Genomic DNA, 14,258 nt, shown 5'->3' on the forward strand with positions numbered 1-14,258 from the left:
TTAAAACTGCTATTATGAAATCTCTATGCATTGCATCCCTATTACTTGTAACATCTTTTCTTAGTTTTTCACAACCTGAAGCCAGCTCCCAGAAGTTGGAAATAAGCTTTAATAAAAATATTGAATTACTGGGACTGGCCTATTTTATAGGCTTCGAAGCCGAAAATATTGAGACAAAAACAATCGAAGTGGAAGGCAAAACCATGCCTAAAAAATCATGGCACAATTACGGTTATACCCTGTATAACAAATATAAAGATTATATAAGCAGCGAAAATCTGGCACAAAGCTTCACGGTTGCCGACCATCTGTGGCTGGATTACCTGAATGCTTTTTTACTGCAACTGGAACCTGTACCGAATGCAGCACTTACAGCAGATATTCCTGTACAGTATTACCTTAATTTTTCTAAAAGCAAGGATACACTTGAAGCTAAAAATCACGCCGAAACATTTTTGAATGGCCTGAATGCTTTTTCCAAAGAAATAGATTTCGATGTTTATCTGGAACAGTCAAAACCCTATTATAATACTGTCATAGCGGAAATTAAACAGGATTTACCAGACAACAATTTCATCTCGGTCATGGAACAGTTTTACCATAAAGACTTCGACCGGTACTTGTTAATTCCCAGTTTAACTATTCCGAAAGGCATGGGCTTTGCAGTGAAAAATTCAGATAATGCCCTAACTGAAGTATATAATATATTTGGAGCCCTGGGTATACAGCAGTTTGAAGATGCAAGTGATTTGCACATGGGGTTTAACTATCGCGATAAATTAAGAGAACTCAGCGTGCACGAGTTCGGGCATTCCTTTGTAAATCCTGTGGTTGCCCGCTTGCCGGAATCGGCCTTTACAGAAACAGCGCACTTATTCCCCCCTGTTAAAGAAGTTATGGCTAATCAGGGATATACCAGCTGGAAAGCCTGTGTTTACGAACATTTTGTTAGAGCCGGAGAAATTATAATAGCCGAAAAAACAGGTACAGAAGAGCAGGTAAATGCCTTAAAAGAGACCTACGTTAAGGAAAGACAATTTATATATCTCCCTAAAATTCTCGAAGAATTACATACATACGAAAACGGAGACCACCTCGAGTATTACGATGTTGTAGTCGCTGCCATGAACCGATTAAAGCAAATAAAGTAAAGCTTTTTTAAACATATTTTTAATCCATAACAGAAAGCGAAATAATTATCGAACGAGAAAGTTGTTGGGGGTAACCATTATTAAGTAGTATCTTCGATTATAATACTAATTAAAAATTAACTGTTTTCACACAATTAATTTGCCCCATTACAATTTTTAAATATTATAATCCCTGACAAAACCTAAAGTGAAAATCTCTTTTAATCACATCTTCTTCCATGTAATTTTCATTTCAACAATTGGATTCTTGGCCTTAATGACATATCTAACTATCGAACGCGGTACTTTGAGCAAAGATGAACTGATAACCATAAAAGGTCCCATTGAGAAAATATGGAAATTTATCCATAAGAGTGGCCCAAATAAAAATGGAGTATATACATATGATTCTATTACTGCTTTTACAATAAAGGGAAACAAACAGTCATTTGGAATTTCCGAAACTAAAGATTTCTATTATGATTTTAATAAATTAACGCAGGCTACCCCTAAAACAACTGTCAACCTGACCTTTTATCCAAAGGGTAAAAACATCGAACAGAATGTTACACTTCATATTTTTAGTCTTTCAACTGACTCCGAAACTTTTATAAGCTTAAAAAAAACGAGGCAAAACGAATTAACCGGAACTGTAATCTTCGGGGGACTCATGCTAGGTTTTATCTTTGTTTATGCATTTGGAATTAAAAAAATGAGAACTAAAAAAATATCTGAGCAACACTAAAACATCAAAAAAATGAACACCACATTTAAAGAAGAGCAGAAATTCACACAATGGTGGATCTGGCTTATTTTAATTCCGGTTGGATTTATACCTATAAAGGGCATTTACCAGCAACTGATTTTAGGAGAACAGTTTGGAGACCAGCCCATGTCTGATACAGGCCTAATTATATTTTCGCTGTTTATTTTCTCCTTAATCGCGCTCTTTGCAGTTATGAAACTAACAACCACGATTGACAAACACGGCATTCGCATGCACTTCTTCCCATTTATAAAAAAGTACGTAAACTGGAACGAAGTAAAAACTGCAAAGCTTGTGAATTATGGTTTTGTAGGAGGCTGGGGCATTCGGATGGCCTCAAAATATGGTATTGTATATAATATAAAAGGCAATAAAGGACTGGCTCTGGAATTAAAAGGGGGTGAAAATTTTCTAATAGGTACCCAGAAAGAAAATGAATTAAAAAAAGTCCTAGAACATATAGCAATCAATACCAAAAGTGATACACTATAAAACTGATTCACAAGCCATTCGGTACATTTTACAGGAATTTAGACTTATTAAACAACATAATTGCTTAAATTAGAATTACATTTCAATTCAGGCTTTTCAAAATACAGGTACTATGACACTTCAGGATTTAGGATATACCAGTCAGTTGGAAACTTATCGTCAGGAACAACAGCTGGGTGGCTTTGGTATTGGCAGAGTCACTATGGAACACAAAGACCGCTACACGGTACATACAGGTGCGACAGAGTTAGATTGCGAACTTATAGGTAACTTAAGATTTAATGCAACATCTCGCAACGACCTCCCTGCTGTGGGCGACTGGGTTGCTATTTCAGAATACGACGAAGGCAAAGCCTTAATTCATGCTGTTTTGCCACGATATTCCATTCTGGAACGTCAGGCTGTAGACAAATTCGGAGAAAAACAAATTATAGCCTGCAATATAAATTTCGGATTAATCGTACAATCGGTTAACCGAGATTTTAATATAAATCGTCTGGAACGCTATTTAACCCTGTGTTATGCATCAGGTATTACTCCTATAATTGTGATTTCGAAGACCGACCTAATCGATGAGCAAGAATTGAATACCATATTGAAACAGTTAAACAACCGAATTAAAAATGTATCCATTGTACCGCTTAGCAATACAACAGGGACAGGATTAGAAGCCATGTTAAAACTAATGCAGAAAGGAAAAACCTATTGCCTGTTAGGGTCTTCCGGCGTTGGAAAATCGTCTTTAATTAACAGTTTAAGTGGAGAAAGCCGAATGAAGACAGGAACAATCAGCGACAGCATAGACCGAGGAAAACACGTCACAACGCATCGGGAATTACTTGTATTAGCTAACGGCTCCATCCTGATTGACAACCCCGGTATGCGGGAAGTTGGTATTACAGAACGCTCCGGTGGCCTGGAACACACTTTTGAAACCATATACACTCTGACCCAAAAATGTAAATACTCCGATTGTACACATACAACAGAAAAAGGCTGTGCCGTTATTACCGCTCTAGAACAAGGTGATATCGACCAGGCCTCCTTTGAAAATTTTTTAAAAATGGAGCGCGAAAAAGAACATTACGAATCGACCGTGGCAGAGAAACGCAAAAAGGATAAAGATTTCGGTAAAATGATTAAACACTATAAAAACTCAAGAAAATCAAATAAATATTAAACTATTACAGACTTAGTTTTTTGTATCAGCAGTAGTATGAGCTCGGCTTAAAGAAGATTACTGGTTAACAAAATGGAATGTTCTTCTCATTTTTAAACTGAAATCTTAAGAGATGGAACACCCCAATAAAATAAATTACCTCTCATTTTAAAAACCACTAACAAATTCATTATCTTGATGATAGAACGAAAACTACTGTAACGCTATGACCAGACAGGAATTTTTAAAACATGCCGGCATTACCGGGGCATCGCTTCTATTGATGAATGGTACACCCATGCTTGGTTCCGGAACTCACAAGCCTGTTTCCGATGCCAAAGCACCGAATATCGGAAAACCCAGATCAGGAGAAGATATTTTTAAATATATCGACAGAGTTAACGGAAGTTTTGACAACACGCTTTATAAACAGATTTTAGGCTCGGCAAACGACTTTAAGGAAGGCGACCAAACCCTGAATATTGCTGCAGCCAATGAACAATCCAGAATCCATGCAAGACTCTTACTAAGTAACACTAACATAAAAGACCTTTCCAACCACAATGTGTTTCAAGACGAACTGTCGGACCTGATTGTAAACTCTCTTCCCACCAACTCCAAGGTCGATTCCTGGACCTTACAACAGCTCAAAGAATTTTTGCTACAGAGTACCGAAGTTGATATTAAAAACATCATGCCAAGTCTTAGCAGTGACACCATAGCCTGTGTGGTAAAATTAATGTCCAATGATGAACTCATTGCCATTGGAAACAAGGTATTTAATCCGCTACCCAACAGTAACATCGGAAGTAAGGGGTATATGGGCGCCCGTGTACAGCCCAACTCCCCCACAGATAATACCGAAGATATTTCATGGCAGGTGTTTAATGCTTGGTCTTATGCGGTTGGCGATGTGGTGTTGGGCACCAATCCTGTTTCCAGTGAACCCGAATCTGTAGCTGCAATTGAAAAAACCTTGTTTGATATCATTTCAAGTTTTGGTTTGGAAACTACCATTCCAAACTGTGTGCTATCCCATATAGATGTGCAAGCGGAAGTGGAACGTCAACATCCAGGAAGCACCGGCATCTGGTTTCAGAGTATTGCCGGCACAGTGAATGCCAACACTACCTTTGATGTAACCATCGATAAAATGCTGCAGTATGCATCCCTTCGCAATGGGCATTTTGGCTTTTATGCCGAAACAGGCCAAGGCGCCGATTTCACCAACGGCCATGCCGAAGGCTTTGATATGGTGATGCATGAATCTCGGAAATATGGTTTCTTGAGGGTTTTGAAACAAAAAATCAGTGCTTTAAAAGGTGATAACAACTCTTGGGTTCACGTGAATGATGTTGCCGGATTTATTGGTCCGGAAGTATTTAGAACCAAGGAACAATTGGTGCGCTGTTGCCTGGAAGATACCGTGATGGGCAAACTCCACGGCCTCACCATAGGATTGGACATCTGCTCCACCCTACATATGGATGTGAATTTACAGGATTTAGACTGGTGTATCGAACAAGTTATACCTGCAAATCCTGCCTATTTAATGGCACTTCCCACCAAAAACGACCCCATGTTAAGCTATCTAACTACGGCCTTCAATAATCATGTCAGAATTAGAGAAGACTTTGGTTTCAAAGTGAATGATGCCATGTGGGACTTCTTTAAAAAATTAGAAGTTATCGACAAGGAAGGACACCCCACGAAACATTTTGGAGATCCTATCTGGGTGTATTATAAATACCGACAAGCCAAGAACGACACTAGATCTTTGGAGGATATTTATAATAAAGGTAAAGCTGCCATTTCACGTATAGAAAACCGCGGTGTCCCTATTGCTCAGGGTTACGGCAAAAACTATTGGGATTTAAAGCCTGAATTGGAGAAGCAAGTACAGTATTTATATGATGATGCCAAGGTAAGTCTGTGGACTGAAATGCAACCTGTGTTTGTACAAAGTATTCCAGCATCACTCGCCATAGCTACGGCCTCCCATAATCGAAAGGATTACGTGTACCATCCAGAATCAGGTGAAGTTTTAAACCCCGATGCCATAAACCAGGTTAACTCCCTAAAAAATACTTGGGAAACGCCACCTGACATTCAAATCATCATTTCAGACGGACTTAACGCCAGAGCATTGATGGATGAAGGCCATTTGATTCCCTTTTTGGATGGATTGACCAAAGCACTGAAATCACAGGGTTACAGCCTAAGCAAGCAACCCATCGTTATCACCAACGGTCGTGTCCGTGCCGGATATGTCTGTGGAGAACTTCTGTTTGGCAATATATCCAATGAACCAAAGCCCCATGGCATTATCCATGTTATTGGGGAACGCCCAGGCTCGGGCCACCATAATTTTTCGGCCTATTTAACCGTTGCCCCTAATTCGGTATGGCAAGATAAGGGCTCTGTAGACCACAATATATCCAAGGTGGTTTCAGGCATCTCCGATACAGCACTCACCCCACAATTAGCCATTACCAATACGGCGAATATTTTGAATGCCCTATTTCTTACCCAAAAAACAGGCTGATATTTCCAGTAATTTCTCAAATAAACACTCCAAACCTATTATCTAATTTGAAACTTTAAAGTTAATTTCTAAAGCGACCATAAACTTCGGACAAAACTCAGCAGTCAATTTTAGAAACAGATGAACATAAGCCCTCCAGTATCTCGGATACACCCCTAAAAAACAAAATGTTATCTTTAAAGAAGCTTTATTGTATTTCTATCTAAAATTCATTCATTATGAAATTACTTTTGAAAACATTTTTAGCCCCCTTTTTTATCGCTGTTGCAATTTTAATCTCCTGTAAAGACAGTCCTAAAAGTAGTACTTCCTCTGTTAACAGTACAGATTCCATGGATCCCCCAAATTATGTGACTGTAAGCTCCTCTGGAATGAACTTTGAAATGGTAGAAGACATCCCTTATGGATGGACCACTTTTCAATATGAAAACAATTCATTGGATCCGCACTTCTTTATTCTAGAAAAAATGCCGGATAGTTTGGGCATCGAAGCCTTTAAACAAGAGTTGATTCCTCCTTTTTTAGCAGCATTCAAGCATTTTGACCAAGGTAATGTTGAGGCTGGTATGCAAGCATTTCAGAATATTCCAGAATGGTTCCAACGGGTAGAACTAGGCGGAGGTGTTGGGTTAACATCTGGAAAAACCTCATCAGAGTCTACGGTATACCTAAGCCCTGGTACCTATGTTTTGGAATGTTATGTCCGAATGCCTGATGGTATGGCCCATACTTTTATGGGTATGCTCAAAGAATTAAGAGTACAAAATACTCCTAATAATCTGGAACAGCCCAAAGCGGACAACTCCATAACAATATCCAGTGAACGCGGCATTCAGTTTGTCGATTCGCTTAAAGCAGGATCCTATACCTTTTCCGTAGATTTTGAAGATCAAAAGAAATACGAGCATATGTTGGGCCATGATGTGAATCTGGTAAAGCTTGAAAATGATTCTTTAGTAACCACCTTAGGCCAATGGCTAAACACAGCCAACATTAAAGCCTTTAGGACGCCAGCTCCCAAAGGTGTAAGTTTTCTGGGAGGTGTTGAAGATTTACCCGAAAAAAGCAAAGGCTTTTTTAAAGTTCAACTGGACCCTGGGCATTACCTCTTGATATCAGAAATTCCCAATTGTATAGAACGCAAAATGTATACAGGCTTTAAAGTGTATTAAGCAATCAAGGTTTATATGAACAAAAAGATAGGCCTTAAAGAAGCGATTTCCATAGGCATTGGCGGTATGGTTGGTGGCGGCATTTTTGCTGTGTTGGGACTAGCCGTAAGTTTGGCAAAAGGCGGCACACCAATTGCCTTTTTATGGGCAGGACTGTTGGCCTTGATTACCTCCTACTCTTACGTAAAACTCTCCTTGCACTATCCCGACCGCGGCGGTACCGTAAAATTTATCAATCAAGGATTTGGGAAATCCGTATTTAGTGGTGCTATGAATAACCTGTTATGGGTGAGTTATATCATCATGTTGTCTTTGTATGCCTCGGCCTTTGGAGCCTATGCCCCTAACCTGTGGCAAATCACACATGACAAAAGCATCAATTTTCATATTTACGCCAGTGGCATTATTGTGTTGGCTACTGCCATTAACTATTACAGTATTGCTGTTGTTGGTAAAATAGAATCCTATGCTGTAGTCATTAAACTGATCATTCTTATCGGGTTTATTGGCATTGGGGCCTATGGTTTAATGGGGAATCCCAATATCGAACAATTGGCTGTTTCCAATTGGGAGCCCTTTATCCATTTGTTTGCAGGAGGCATGGTTATTTTTGTGGCTTATGAAGGTTTTGAACTCATTGCCAATGCCGCTCCAGATATTGCCAATCCCAGCCACAATATTCCAAGGGCCTATTATACTTCAGTCATTTTTGTGATTGTCCTATATGTCATCATTGCTTTGGTTACCGTGGGCTCCTTACCTTTCCAAAGCATCTCCAAGGCACAAGATTATGTATTGGCTGAAGCCGCCAAACCCATGTTGGGGCAAGTAGGCTTTACCATTATCACCATAGCGGCCTTGATTTCGACCTTTTCTGCCATTAATGCTTCGCTTTACGGCGGTAGTAGGGTGAATTATGAAATTGCCGAAGATGATGAACTGCCGCATCACTTTTTGGCTAAATTCTGGAACCACCCTATTGGGCTGCTCATCACCTCTATAGCGACTTTGATTCTGGTGAATGTTTTGGAATTAGAAAGTATTTCTACTGCTGGCAGTATCGGTTTCCTGCTCATATTTGGCATTGTTAATCTGGTTGGATACAGATTGGCTAAAGAAACGAAAAGCCACAAGTTCATTCCTTTAATTGGTTTTGTGTTATGTCTTGTGGCCCTTCTAATACTTATTCAACAACAATACAACACAAACCACACTGGAATACTTGTATCATTGGGAATTATTGCAGGATGCTTCGCAATGGAGTATCTGTATAAAAAACAAGAACGGTAGAAGTTTTACAGTTTACTTTCCGATACAGCATTTAACTTCCCTTTATTTACAGGGGTTAACACTAATCAAGGTACAAAAAGTCTCGGAAAGTGGCACGGAAATTAGCAGCCTGAAATTTTGAAGATAAATTGCTCTAATTTCTCATCAAATTTAAGCAAAATTTACAATTTTGGCGTGTATTGGCAGGTTTAATTTGGCGGGACTTATTAGATTACAATTTCCCTCCTAACTCAATCAAATCACGCAAACAGCCCATAAACAACTAAAAAACAAACAAATATACCCTATTTTGGGTATAAACAAATTTTAATTAATTACATAATTTAGTGTAAACATTACATTTAATATTTCAAATGAGACACCTAAAGAATTTAAAAACTATTTATAAACTTCTTACTATATCAATAATACTTCTCCTGTATGGCTGCAATTCCACGAAAAGTATTGGGGAAATTGAAAGACAAAGTCTTTTTAAAGACAAAAATGGAAATCCTGAACCAACTCTTTTTACTGCACGTACTGATGCCTCTCAAAGAATAAGTATTATCATGGCAAACAATGAAGGAAAGTTCATTACTTTTTCTGAAAACCCACCAGATGTCGCCCTAGAATCTGCAATGAGTGTATTTGCAAAAGCTAATATTGACGCTAAAAAAGCAGGAAAAATTGACGCTCAAACAAAAGTAGAATTCGCTAAATCTATAGCTGAACTAGGGAAGCGAAGCGAAGCTATAAACTTTTTAAGAGATGGAATGTTTAGATTGTCGGAATTATTTAATAATGGAGCTTTGAAAGACACGCAATTAATAATCCTTATAGACAGCCTACAGAGTCGCGCTGTAAAAATTGCAAAATTTAATTCAATCAGTGAATTGGAAAAGACTAAATTAAAAAGACTTCAGGAAATAAATTCAATTCTTAAACAAGCTGACTCAACTAGTATTAAGCCCACTTCCGAAGAGATAATACAATTATTAAAAATTTAATATTATGAATTTTAACGAGGAATCTGTATTACAGGGATTGATGTTAGCAAAGCAAAAATACGAAACAGAATACGATACATTTCTTCTTGAAGGAGTGTTTAATAATATCAAGAATGACATTTTTTATTCGATCAATATTTATAATGTTGGAGAAGATTATTTAGATAGATTTATTCTATTATATTCCGAAATACTAGGTTTAGCACAAATGGTAAGAGTTCATAATAGTGAACCTCTACTGCAAAAAGAGGATCTTATTTCTGGATTTGCTTTTTTGGCAAACATCATGAATAGTTTTAAACATGACTAAACAAATCAAAACTTCAAATACTCAGGATACCTTTTCCTTAAGAATTGTAAAACTAAACAATTATATAATTAAGTCCAAATGGATGTTTGGAGTATATGCCGGATTCATTGTTCTCCTTGAAAATGAAACAATGAAAAACAAATCTATCGAAAATAAGCTGATAATAACTGGAATTTTCATAGGTGTAATACTATTGGCTTATGCAACAGTAAATTTTGAACAAAATTTGATAGAGATTAACAATGCTAAAAACACTGGAAAAACCGACAATGATCCTGTAGATATTTCAGACAATAAATATAAAAAGGCATTATTTCTTTTTGAATGTAACTTTTTATGGATATTCTTTTTGGGTATTTCATTTTTATGTTTTTTATGGTTCTCTTTTTTTTAAAAAAAAGAACTCCATAACGGACTAATTACCTTTTAACAAATCAAGATAAAAAGGTCTCGTATTCTCCACAAAATACCAATCTCTTTCCGAATCTATATCATATTCCAAAGTAGGGTTTACATAATAGTTTATATTTTTTAAAGAATAAAATAAATGTGCTTCCTTATTATTAATTGCTGTTATTAAGTCTCCTATTGAATTTCCATTAAACGACAATTCACTTATTTCTATCTTCTCAGACTCCTCCTCTATTTCTGTTCTCCATTTTTCAAAATGAACATAAGGATCTATACTTGGATTTTTAAGACGTCTATTTACAGTTAATCCAACTCTTTCTATATTTTGAGAAGGCATCTTATGGGTAGAAGTTGATAAATCTCCTGCCCTCTTGGATGACTTACTTCTAGATTTAACGTACTCTAATTGATATAATTGAAACAAATATTGATATCTTTTAGTATTCTTACAATCGTGTTCACCAGGTAGAATAGACACACTTTTCATAGATGGATGCAAATGCCCAATTTTAATCTTTCCTTTTAACCTTTCATTGCTTAAGATTGAAATGGTAATGGGAACCAATGTTTTATAATTTATACCGTCGGCCGTTTCAATTGAAAAATTATCTAATAATTTTCTTACCGAACGGGTTGACATCTTAAAACTTTTGAATGGAAACATGATTAGAGCTAATAGGCCAGTTATTTGAGTTGGTAATTTTAATGCCAGAAAACGCTTAATTCTGTTGCTGCCATTATTGGGAAATAATAATTTAAGGAGACGTTCAATCCCTAAATCATAAAGTTCTTCTTTGATCTCCTCACAATATTTGTAATCTACATCAAAAAATTCTAAACCATCAATGACTTCTTTTAATAATTTAACTCTTGTTCCTTTCAATTCTTCATCAGAAACTATGGCACTTTTGAACCCCTGATCTTCTGTTCGAAATCCATTATTAAAAGTGCTTAAGGAAATTAGGGTACTTAATCTACCATATTCAAATGAGTATATCCTTGATGGTTTAGACGCGAAACCAGCAAAGGCCTGCACTTCATCTCCAGGCAGCTGAATAGTCAAAAATTCCTCTTCAGGACTAATGGGTAAAATAGCCATAAATTCTGCTTGACTATTCTTCCCCACAGTTCTCAATGAAAAATCGGTAACAATCTTAAAAATTGTTTGTGCAAATAAATTGTTTCTTTTTTCCCAATGAACTTCATCAAATCCTTTATTTAAAACAGGGTATACCTCCTTATACAAAAAATCGTCATTTTCTTCTTTCAAATTTTTGCAAGTAGCACCCTCACAATACTTTAAAATTTTATCATTAATTTCAATTAAAACATCAAGACCTATTTCTAAATTCTCATCGAGATTTTGTTTGTCGGATTTTGAGATTTCGTTGTGAAAATACTCCACATAATTTCGAGTTCCCAAAGAAATGATTCCAGAATTTAAATTCTTATTTATCTTAACAAATGCTGTATGGATCAGACCAACCGACAACTTCTTATACATATAATCATTTTGATCTATAAACAAGAACAAGTTATCACGTAAACCTAAACTTTCTTTTACATCTTTGATTTTATGCTCTTCTTTAATACTCCCTTGATTAGCCAATAAACCAACTGTAGCACTTACATTAGCTATTAGCTTATTAATTTCCTTATTAAATTTAACTGAATTATTGGGCTTTTGTACTATAGATTGGTACGAGGGTACTTTAAATGATTTAAACTTATCGGTTCTCACTGCTGGATCGACAAACAGTACCAACCTTTCTTGGTTCATTTTTTTACCATAATCTTGGAAACTACTTATTTTAAAGGCTTCTTTAATAGGTTCATTATTAAAAGTGCCTCCATCAATATAAGGAAAATTATAGGATTCATAATCTATAGATTCTAGCTCACTATTTCTAAAAAAGCTATTTTTAAATTTAATCTTTTCTGAGTCAATCTCATCTTTAATATCACTCAAAGCTTTGGGCCATCCATCTCCATATGGTCCGAATTCATTTTTATAGCGTTTCAATACTACTGGCTCAAAGGCAAAAGGAAATGCTCCACAAGCCAAAGCTGAAGATGAAAAAATAGACCATGCCTTCTTGCTATTCAAGTCCAGTTCCTGAGCACCATCTTTAGGGAACTTTCTAACTTTAAACCAACAATCATCTGAATACTGGATTGTTTTATCAAAAATGAAATCAAATACTCTCAATTCTGAATGATTGTGAGACCCTGTAGACTTCAATACATTAGCTTCTAATTGATTTAAAACTTTATCGTCTTTTGCCTTTATTTCAATTGGAATTAGATTAGTCAAAGAACATGCAAAAACAACACGTTTCGGATCTAAAAGCCGCATATTATTCAGGTCAAAATCCAAAGGATCCACCAAATACTTCTTGGCTAAATCTATTAAAATGCCCCTATCTAAAATACTGAAAGACCCATGCGGATCATTTTTATATTCCCCGTTTATTTTTTTTTCTAAAAGCAACCTACTAGTTATTTTTTCAGTCCAAATTTGCTTTTGAATTTTTTGAGCAACCTGAATCGCTTTTAATTTTTCAAAATTTTCATGATTCTCAACACTGTCCTTATCATTGAAAAAATAATCTTCAGCTAATTCTTTAATTAATAATGCCTCTGTAATTTCCTTATTAGCTTCACTATTCTGATTATAAACCTTCATCATGGATTTATAATCAATAAGGGTCCTTAACATAATAGTTAGAGCAATAGCTCCTGCGCTTGCACCACTCATACCATCAACAACAACATCTTCATAGGGATTTCCTTCCTTATCCTTCCCAAAAAGTAATAAGAGTTTTAAAGATTCCGTCAAGGCAGCACCAGAAAATGTCCCAAGAGAAACTCCTCCCCCCATGGCCAAACACACTTTTAACACCTTTCCCATGATTTATTTTGATTAGTTTAATTTATACAACAACTTTTCCAAAAACATTTCCGTATTTCTGAAAAAAATACCTTTAACAATCGTACTCAAATCCAAACCCCCGATTCAACTCGTTCAATTGACAGCTAGTTTAAAAAACACATTTCACAATGGATTAACCTCATAAACTTAGGGTTAATAAACTCACTCTATAATTGGAATTCCCTACGGATTATTATAACATTATAAACTAGGATAGAACAGAATATCTGAGATTCTCCCAAAACAAAAGTATTATCAAATTGAGTTGTCTCACAATTAAAGAGAATCGATTAAATTTAAAACTATTCTATTTATACTTCCAAAAGTTCAATCAAGTACACTCTTGTCTCTTCATCAAAAACACCATTTATATTTAATTCTGTATTGCTAGATTGAAAATCTTTAAGTGCTTGTTCTGTTTTTTTCCCAAAAACGCCATCTGAAGTCCCACAATTATACCCCAATTGTTTAAGCCCATCTTGCAGCTGAACTACATCTGCCCCAGTATTTCCTATTTTTAAAACTTTATTCGTAAAATCAAACTTACCAATTGGCCTTAGTCTTCTAAACCCCAAAATTTCATCTTTGTGCTTAGCTGTAATTGAAACCTGATTTCCTTGGTTTCCTCCTAAACAATATATTCTATTGAAATCAAAAGCATGCCCCATATAAATTCCAACATGCCCTTTCCATGAACTCCTACTTTCCCTCCAAAAAACCACAACATCACCAGGTTCAGGACTGACTATTGGTATCCCTGCATTCAACCATGACCGTGCATTTAGCTTTCCCGATTTTTCCAAACCAGCCTTATGGGCTACCCAGTTCATAAACAGACTACACCAGGCAACATCATCATCTATATAATCATCAAAACCCAAATCTTTCGCATATTGAAGAATTTTCGGATTTGATTTCTTCCCTGGTACTTCTTTAACTCCGATTTCTGAAATTGCTATATTTAAAATACTTATCATAACTTTTTAATTATTCCACCACCGTTCTTCACAAAGTTTAAATAGTAGAAAAAAAACTTTTATAGATATTAAAAAACTAATCTTAATT

General features: G+C 36.1%; 12 protein-coding genes. 10 read left to right on the forward strand and 2 right to left on the reverse strand.

The features are described from left to right. Positions 1 to 14: 14 nt before the first annotated feature. The 10 genes from I3217_RS03295 to I3217_RS03340 all read left to right on the forward strand — a co-directional run bounded on the left by I3217_RS03295 (position 15) and on the right by I3217_RS03340 (position 10,244). Positions 15 to 1,151, forward strand: a complete 1,137-nt coding sequence (locus tag I3217_RS03295) for a DUF4932 domain-containing protein (RefSeq protein WP_435048305.1) — start codon at positions 15 to 17, stop codon at positions 1,149 to 1,151. 286 nt (positions 1,152 to 1,437) lie between these two features. Next, positions 1,438 to 1,875 carry a hypothetical protein gene (locus tag I3217_RS03300; RefSeq protein WP_435048306.1) on the forward strand — a complete coding sequence of 146 codons (438 nt, stop codon included), beginning with the start codon at positions 1,438 to 1,440 and terminating at the stop codon, positions 1,873 to 1,875. Positions 1,876 to 1,887: 12 nt separating this feature from the next. Then, positions 1,888 to 2,388 carry a hypothetical protein gene (locus I3217_RS03305; protein ID WP_435048307.1) on the forward strand — a complete coding sequence of 167 codons (501 nt, stop codon included), beginning with the start codon at positions 1,888 to 1,890 and terminating at the stop codon, positions 2,386 to 2,388. Positions 2,389 to 2,500: 112 nt separating this feature from the next. Continuing rightward, positions 2,501 to 3,568, forward strand: a complete 1,068-nt coding sequence (gene rsgA / locus I3217_RS03310) for a ribosome small subunit-dependent GTPase A (RefSeq protein ID WP_435048308.1) — start codon at positions 2,501 to 2,503, stop codon at positions 3,566 to 3,568. 205 nt (positions 3,569 to 3,773) lie between these two features. Further along, positions 3,774 to 6,092: an ethanolamine ammonia-lyase subunit EutB gene (gene eutB, locus I3217_RS03315; RefSeq protein ID WP_435048309.1), complete on the forward strand. Its 2,319-nt coding sequence runs from the start codon at positions 3,774 to 3,776 to the stop codon at positions 6,090 to 6,092. A 218-nt stretch (positions 6,093 to 6,310) separates the two neighbouring features. Beyond that, the gene (locus tag I3217_RS03320) at positions 6,311 to 7,264 is read left to right on the forward strand and encodes a hypothetical protein (RefSeq protein ID WP_435048310.1); all 954 of its coding nucleotides are present in this window, start codon (positions 6,311 to 6,313) and stop codon (positions 7,262 to 7,264) included. A gap of 15 nt (positions 7,265 to 7,279) precedes the next feature. Then, positions 7,280 to 8,554, forward strand: coding sequence for an APC family permease (locus tag I3217_RS03325; RefSeq protein WP_435048311.1), 1,275 nt, complete (start codon positions 7,280 to 7,282; stop codon positions 8,552 to 8,554). Positions 8,555 to 8,907: 353 nt separating this feature from the next. After that, positions 8,908 to 9,540 (forward strand): hypothetical protein, encoded by a 633-nt coding sequence (locus I3217_RS03330; protein WP_435048312.1) that lies wholly within the window; start codon positions 8,908 to 8,910, stop codon positions 9,538 to 9,540. A 4-nt stretch (positions 9,541 to 9,544) separates the two neighbouring features. Continuing rightward, positions 9,545 to 9,850: a hypothetical protein gene (locus I3217_RS03335; RefSeq protein ID WP_435048313.1), complete on the forward strand. Its 306-nt coding sequence runs from the start codon at positions 9,545 to 9,547 to the stop codon at positions 9,848 to 9,850. Then, the gene (locus I3217_RS03340; RefSeq protein ID WP_435048314.1) at positions 9,843 to 10,244 is read left to right on the forward strand and encodes a hypothetical protein; all 402 of its coding nucleotides are present in this window, start codon (positions 9,843 to 9,845) and stop codon (positions 10,242 to 10,244) included. The genes I3217_RS03335 and I3217_RS03340 overlap by 8 nt, the downstream gene beginning before the upstream one ends. 21 nt (positions 10,245 to 10,265) lie before the next feature. Here I3217_RS03340 and I3217_RS03345 read toward each other — a convergent pair whose 3' ends face one another. Continuing rightward, complete coding sequence (locus I3217_RS03345) at positions 10,266 to 13,172, reverse strand: hypothetical protein (RefSeq protein ID WP_435048315.1); 2,907 nt, start codon at positions 13,170 to 13,172, stop codon at positions 10,266 to 10,268. A gap of 332 nt (positions 13,173 to 13,504) precedes the next feature. Next, complete coding sequence (locus tag I3217_RS03350; protein ID WP_435048316.1) at positions 13,505 to 14,170, reverse strand: TIGR02594 family protein; 666 nt, start codon at positions 14,168 to 14,170, stop codon at positions 13,505 to 13,507. Between the last annotated feature and the right edge of the window lie 88 nt (positions 14,171 to 14,258).

Source organism: Formosa sp. S-31, from assembly GCF_051172795.1.
Lineage (GTDB): Bacteria > Bacteroidota > Bacteroidia > Flavobacteriales > Flavobacteriaceae > Formosa.

Excerpts from the sequence above, each read along its gene's own strand:
- I3217_RS03295 (WP_435048305.1), top strand. The coding sequence starts at position 15 with ATGAAATCTCTATGCATTGCATCCCTATTACTTGTAACATCTTTTCTT.
- I3217_RS03305 (WP_435048307.1), top strand. The coding sequence starts at position 1,888 with ATGAACACCACATTTAAAGAAGAGCAGAAATTCACACAATGGTGGATC.
- rsgA (WP_435048308.1), top strand. The coding sequence starts at position 2,501 with ATGACACTTCAGGATTTAGGATATACCAGTCAGTTGGAAACTTATCGT.
- eutB (WP_435048309.1), top strand. The coding sequence starts at position 3,774 with ATGACCAGACAGGAATTTTTAAAACATGCCGGCATTACCGGGGCATCG.
- I3217_RS03320 (WP_435048310.1), top strand. The coding sequence starts at position 6,311 with ATGAAATTACTTTTGAAAACATTTTTAGCCCCCTTTTTTATCGCTGTT.
- I3217_RS03325 (WP_435048311.1), top strand. The coding sequence starts at position 7,280 with ATGAACAAAAAGATAGGCCTTAAAGAAGCGATTTCCATAGGCATTGGC.
- I3217_RS03330 (WP_435048312.1), top strand. The coding sequence starts at position 8,908 with ATGAGACACCTAAAGAATTTAAAAACTATTTATAAACTTCTTACTATA.
- I3217_RS03335 (WP_435048313.1), top strand. The coding sequence starts at position 9,545 with ATGAATTTTAACGAGGAATCTGTATTACAGGGATTGATGTTAGCAAAG.
- I3217_RS03340 (WP_435048314.1), top strand. The coding sequence starts at position 9,843 with ATGACTAAACAAATCAAAACTTCAAATACTCAGGATACCTTTTCCTTA.
- I3217_RS03345 (WP_435048315.1), bottom strand. The coding sequence starts at position 13,172 with ATGGGAAAGGTGTTAAAAGTGTGTTTGGCCATGGGGGGAGGAGTTTCT.
- I3217_RS03350 (WP_435048316.1), bottom strand. The coding sequence starts at position 14,170 with ATGATAAGTATTTTAAATATAGCAATTTCAGAAATCGGAGTTAAAGAA.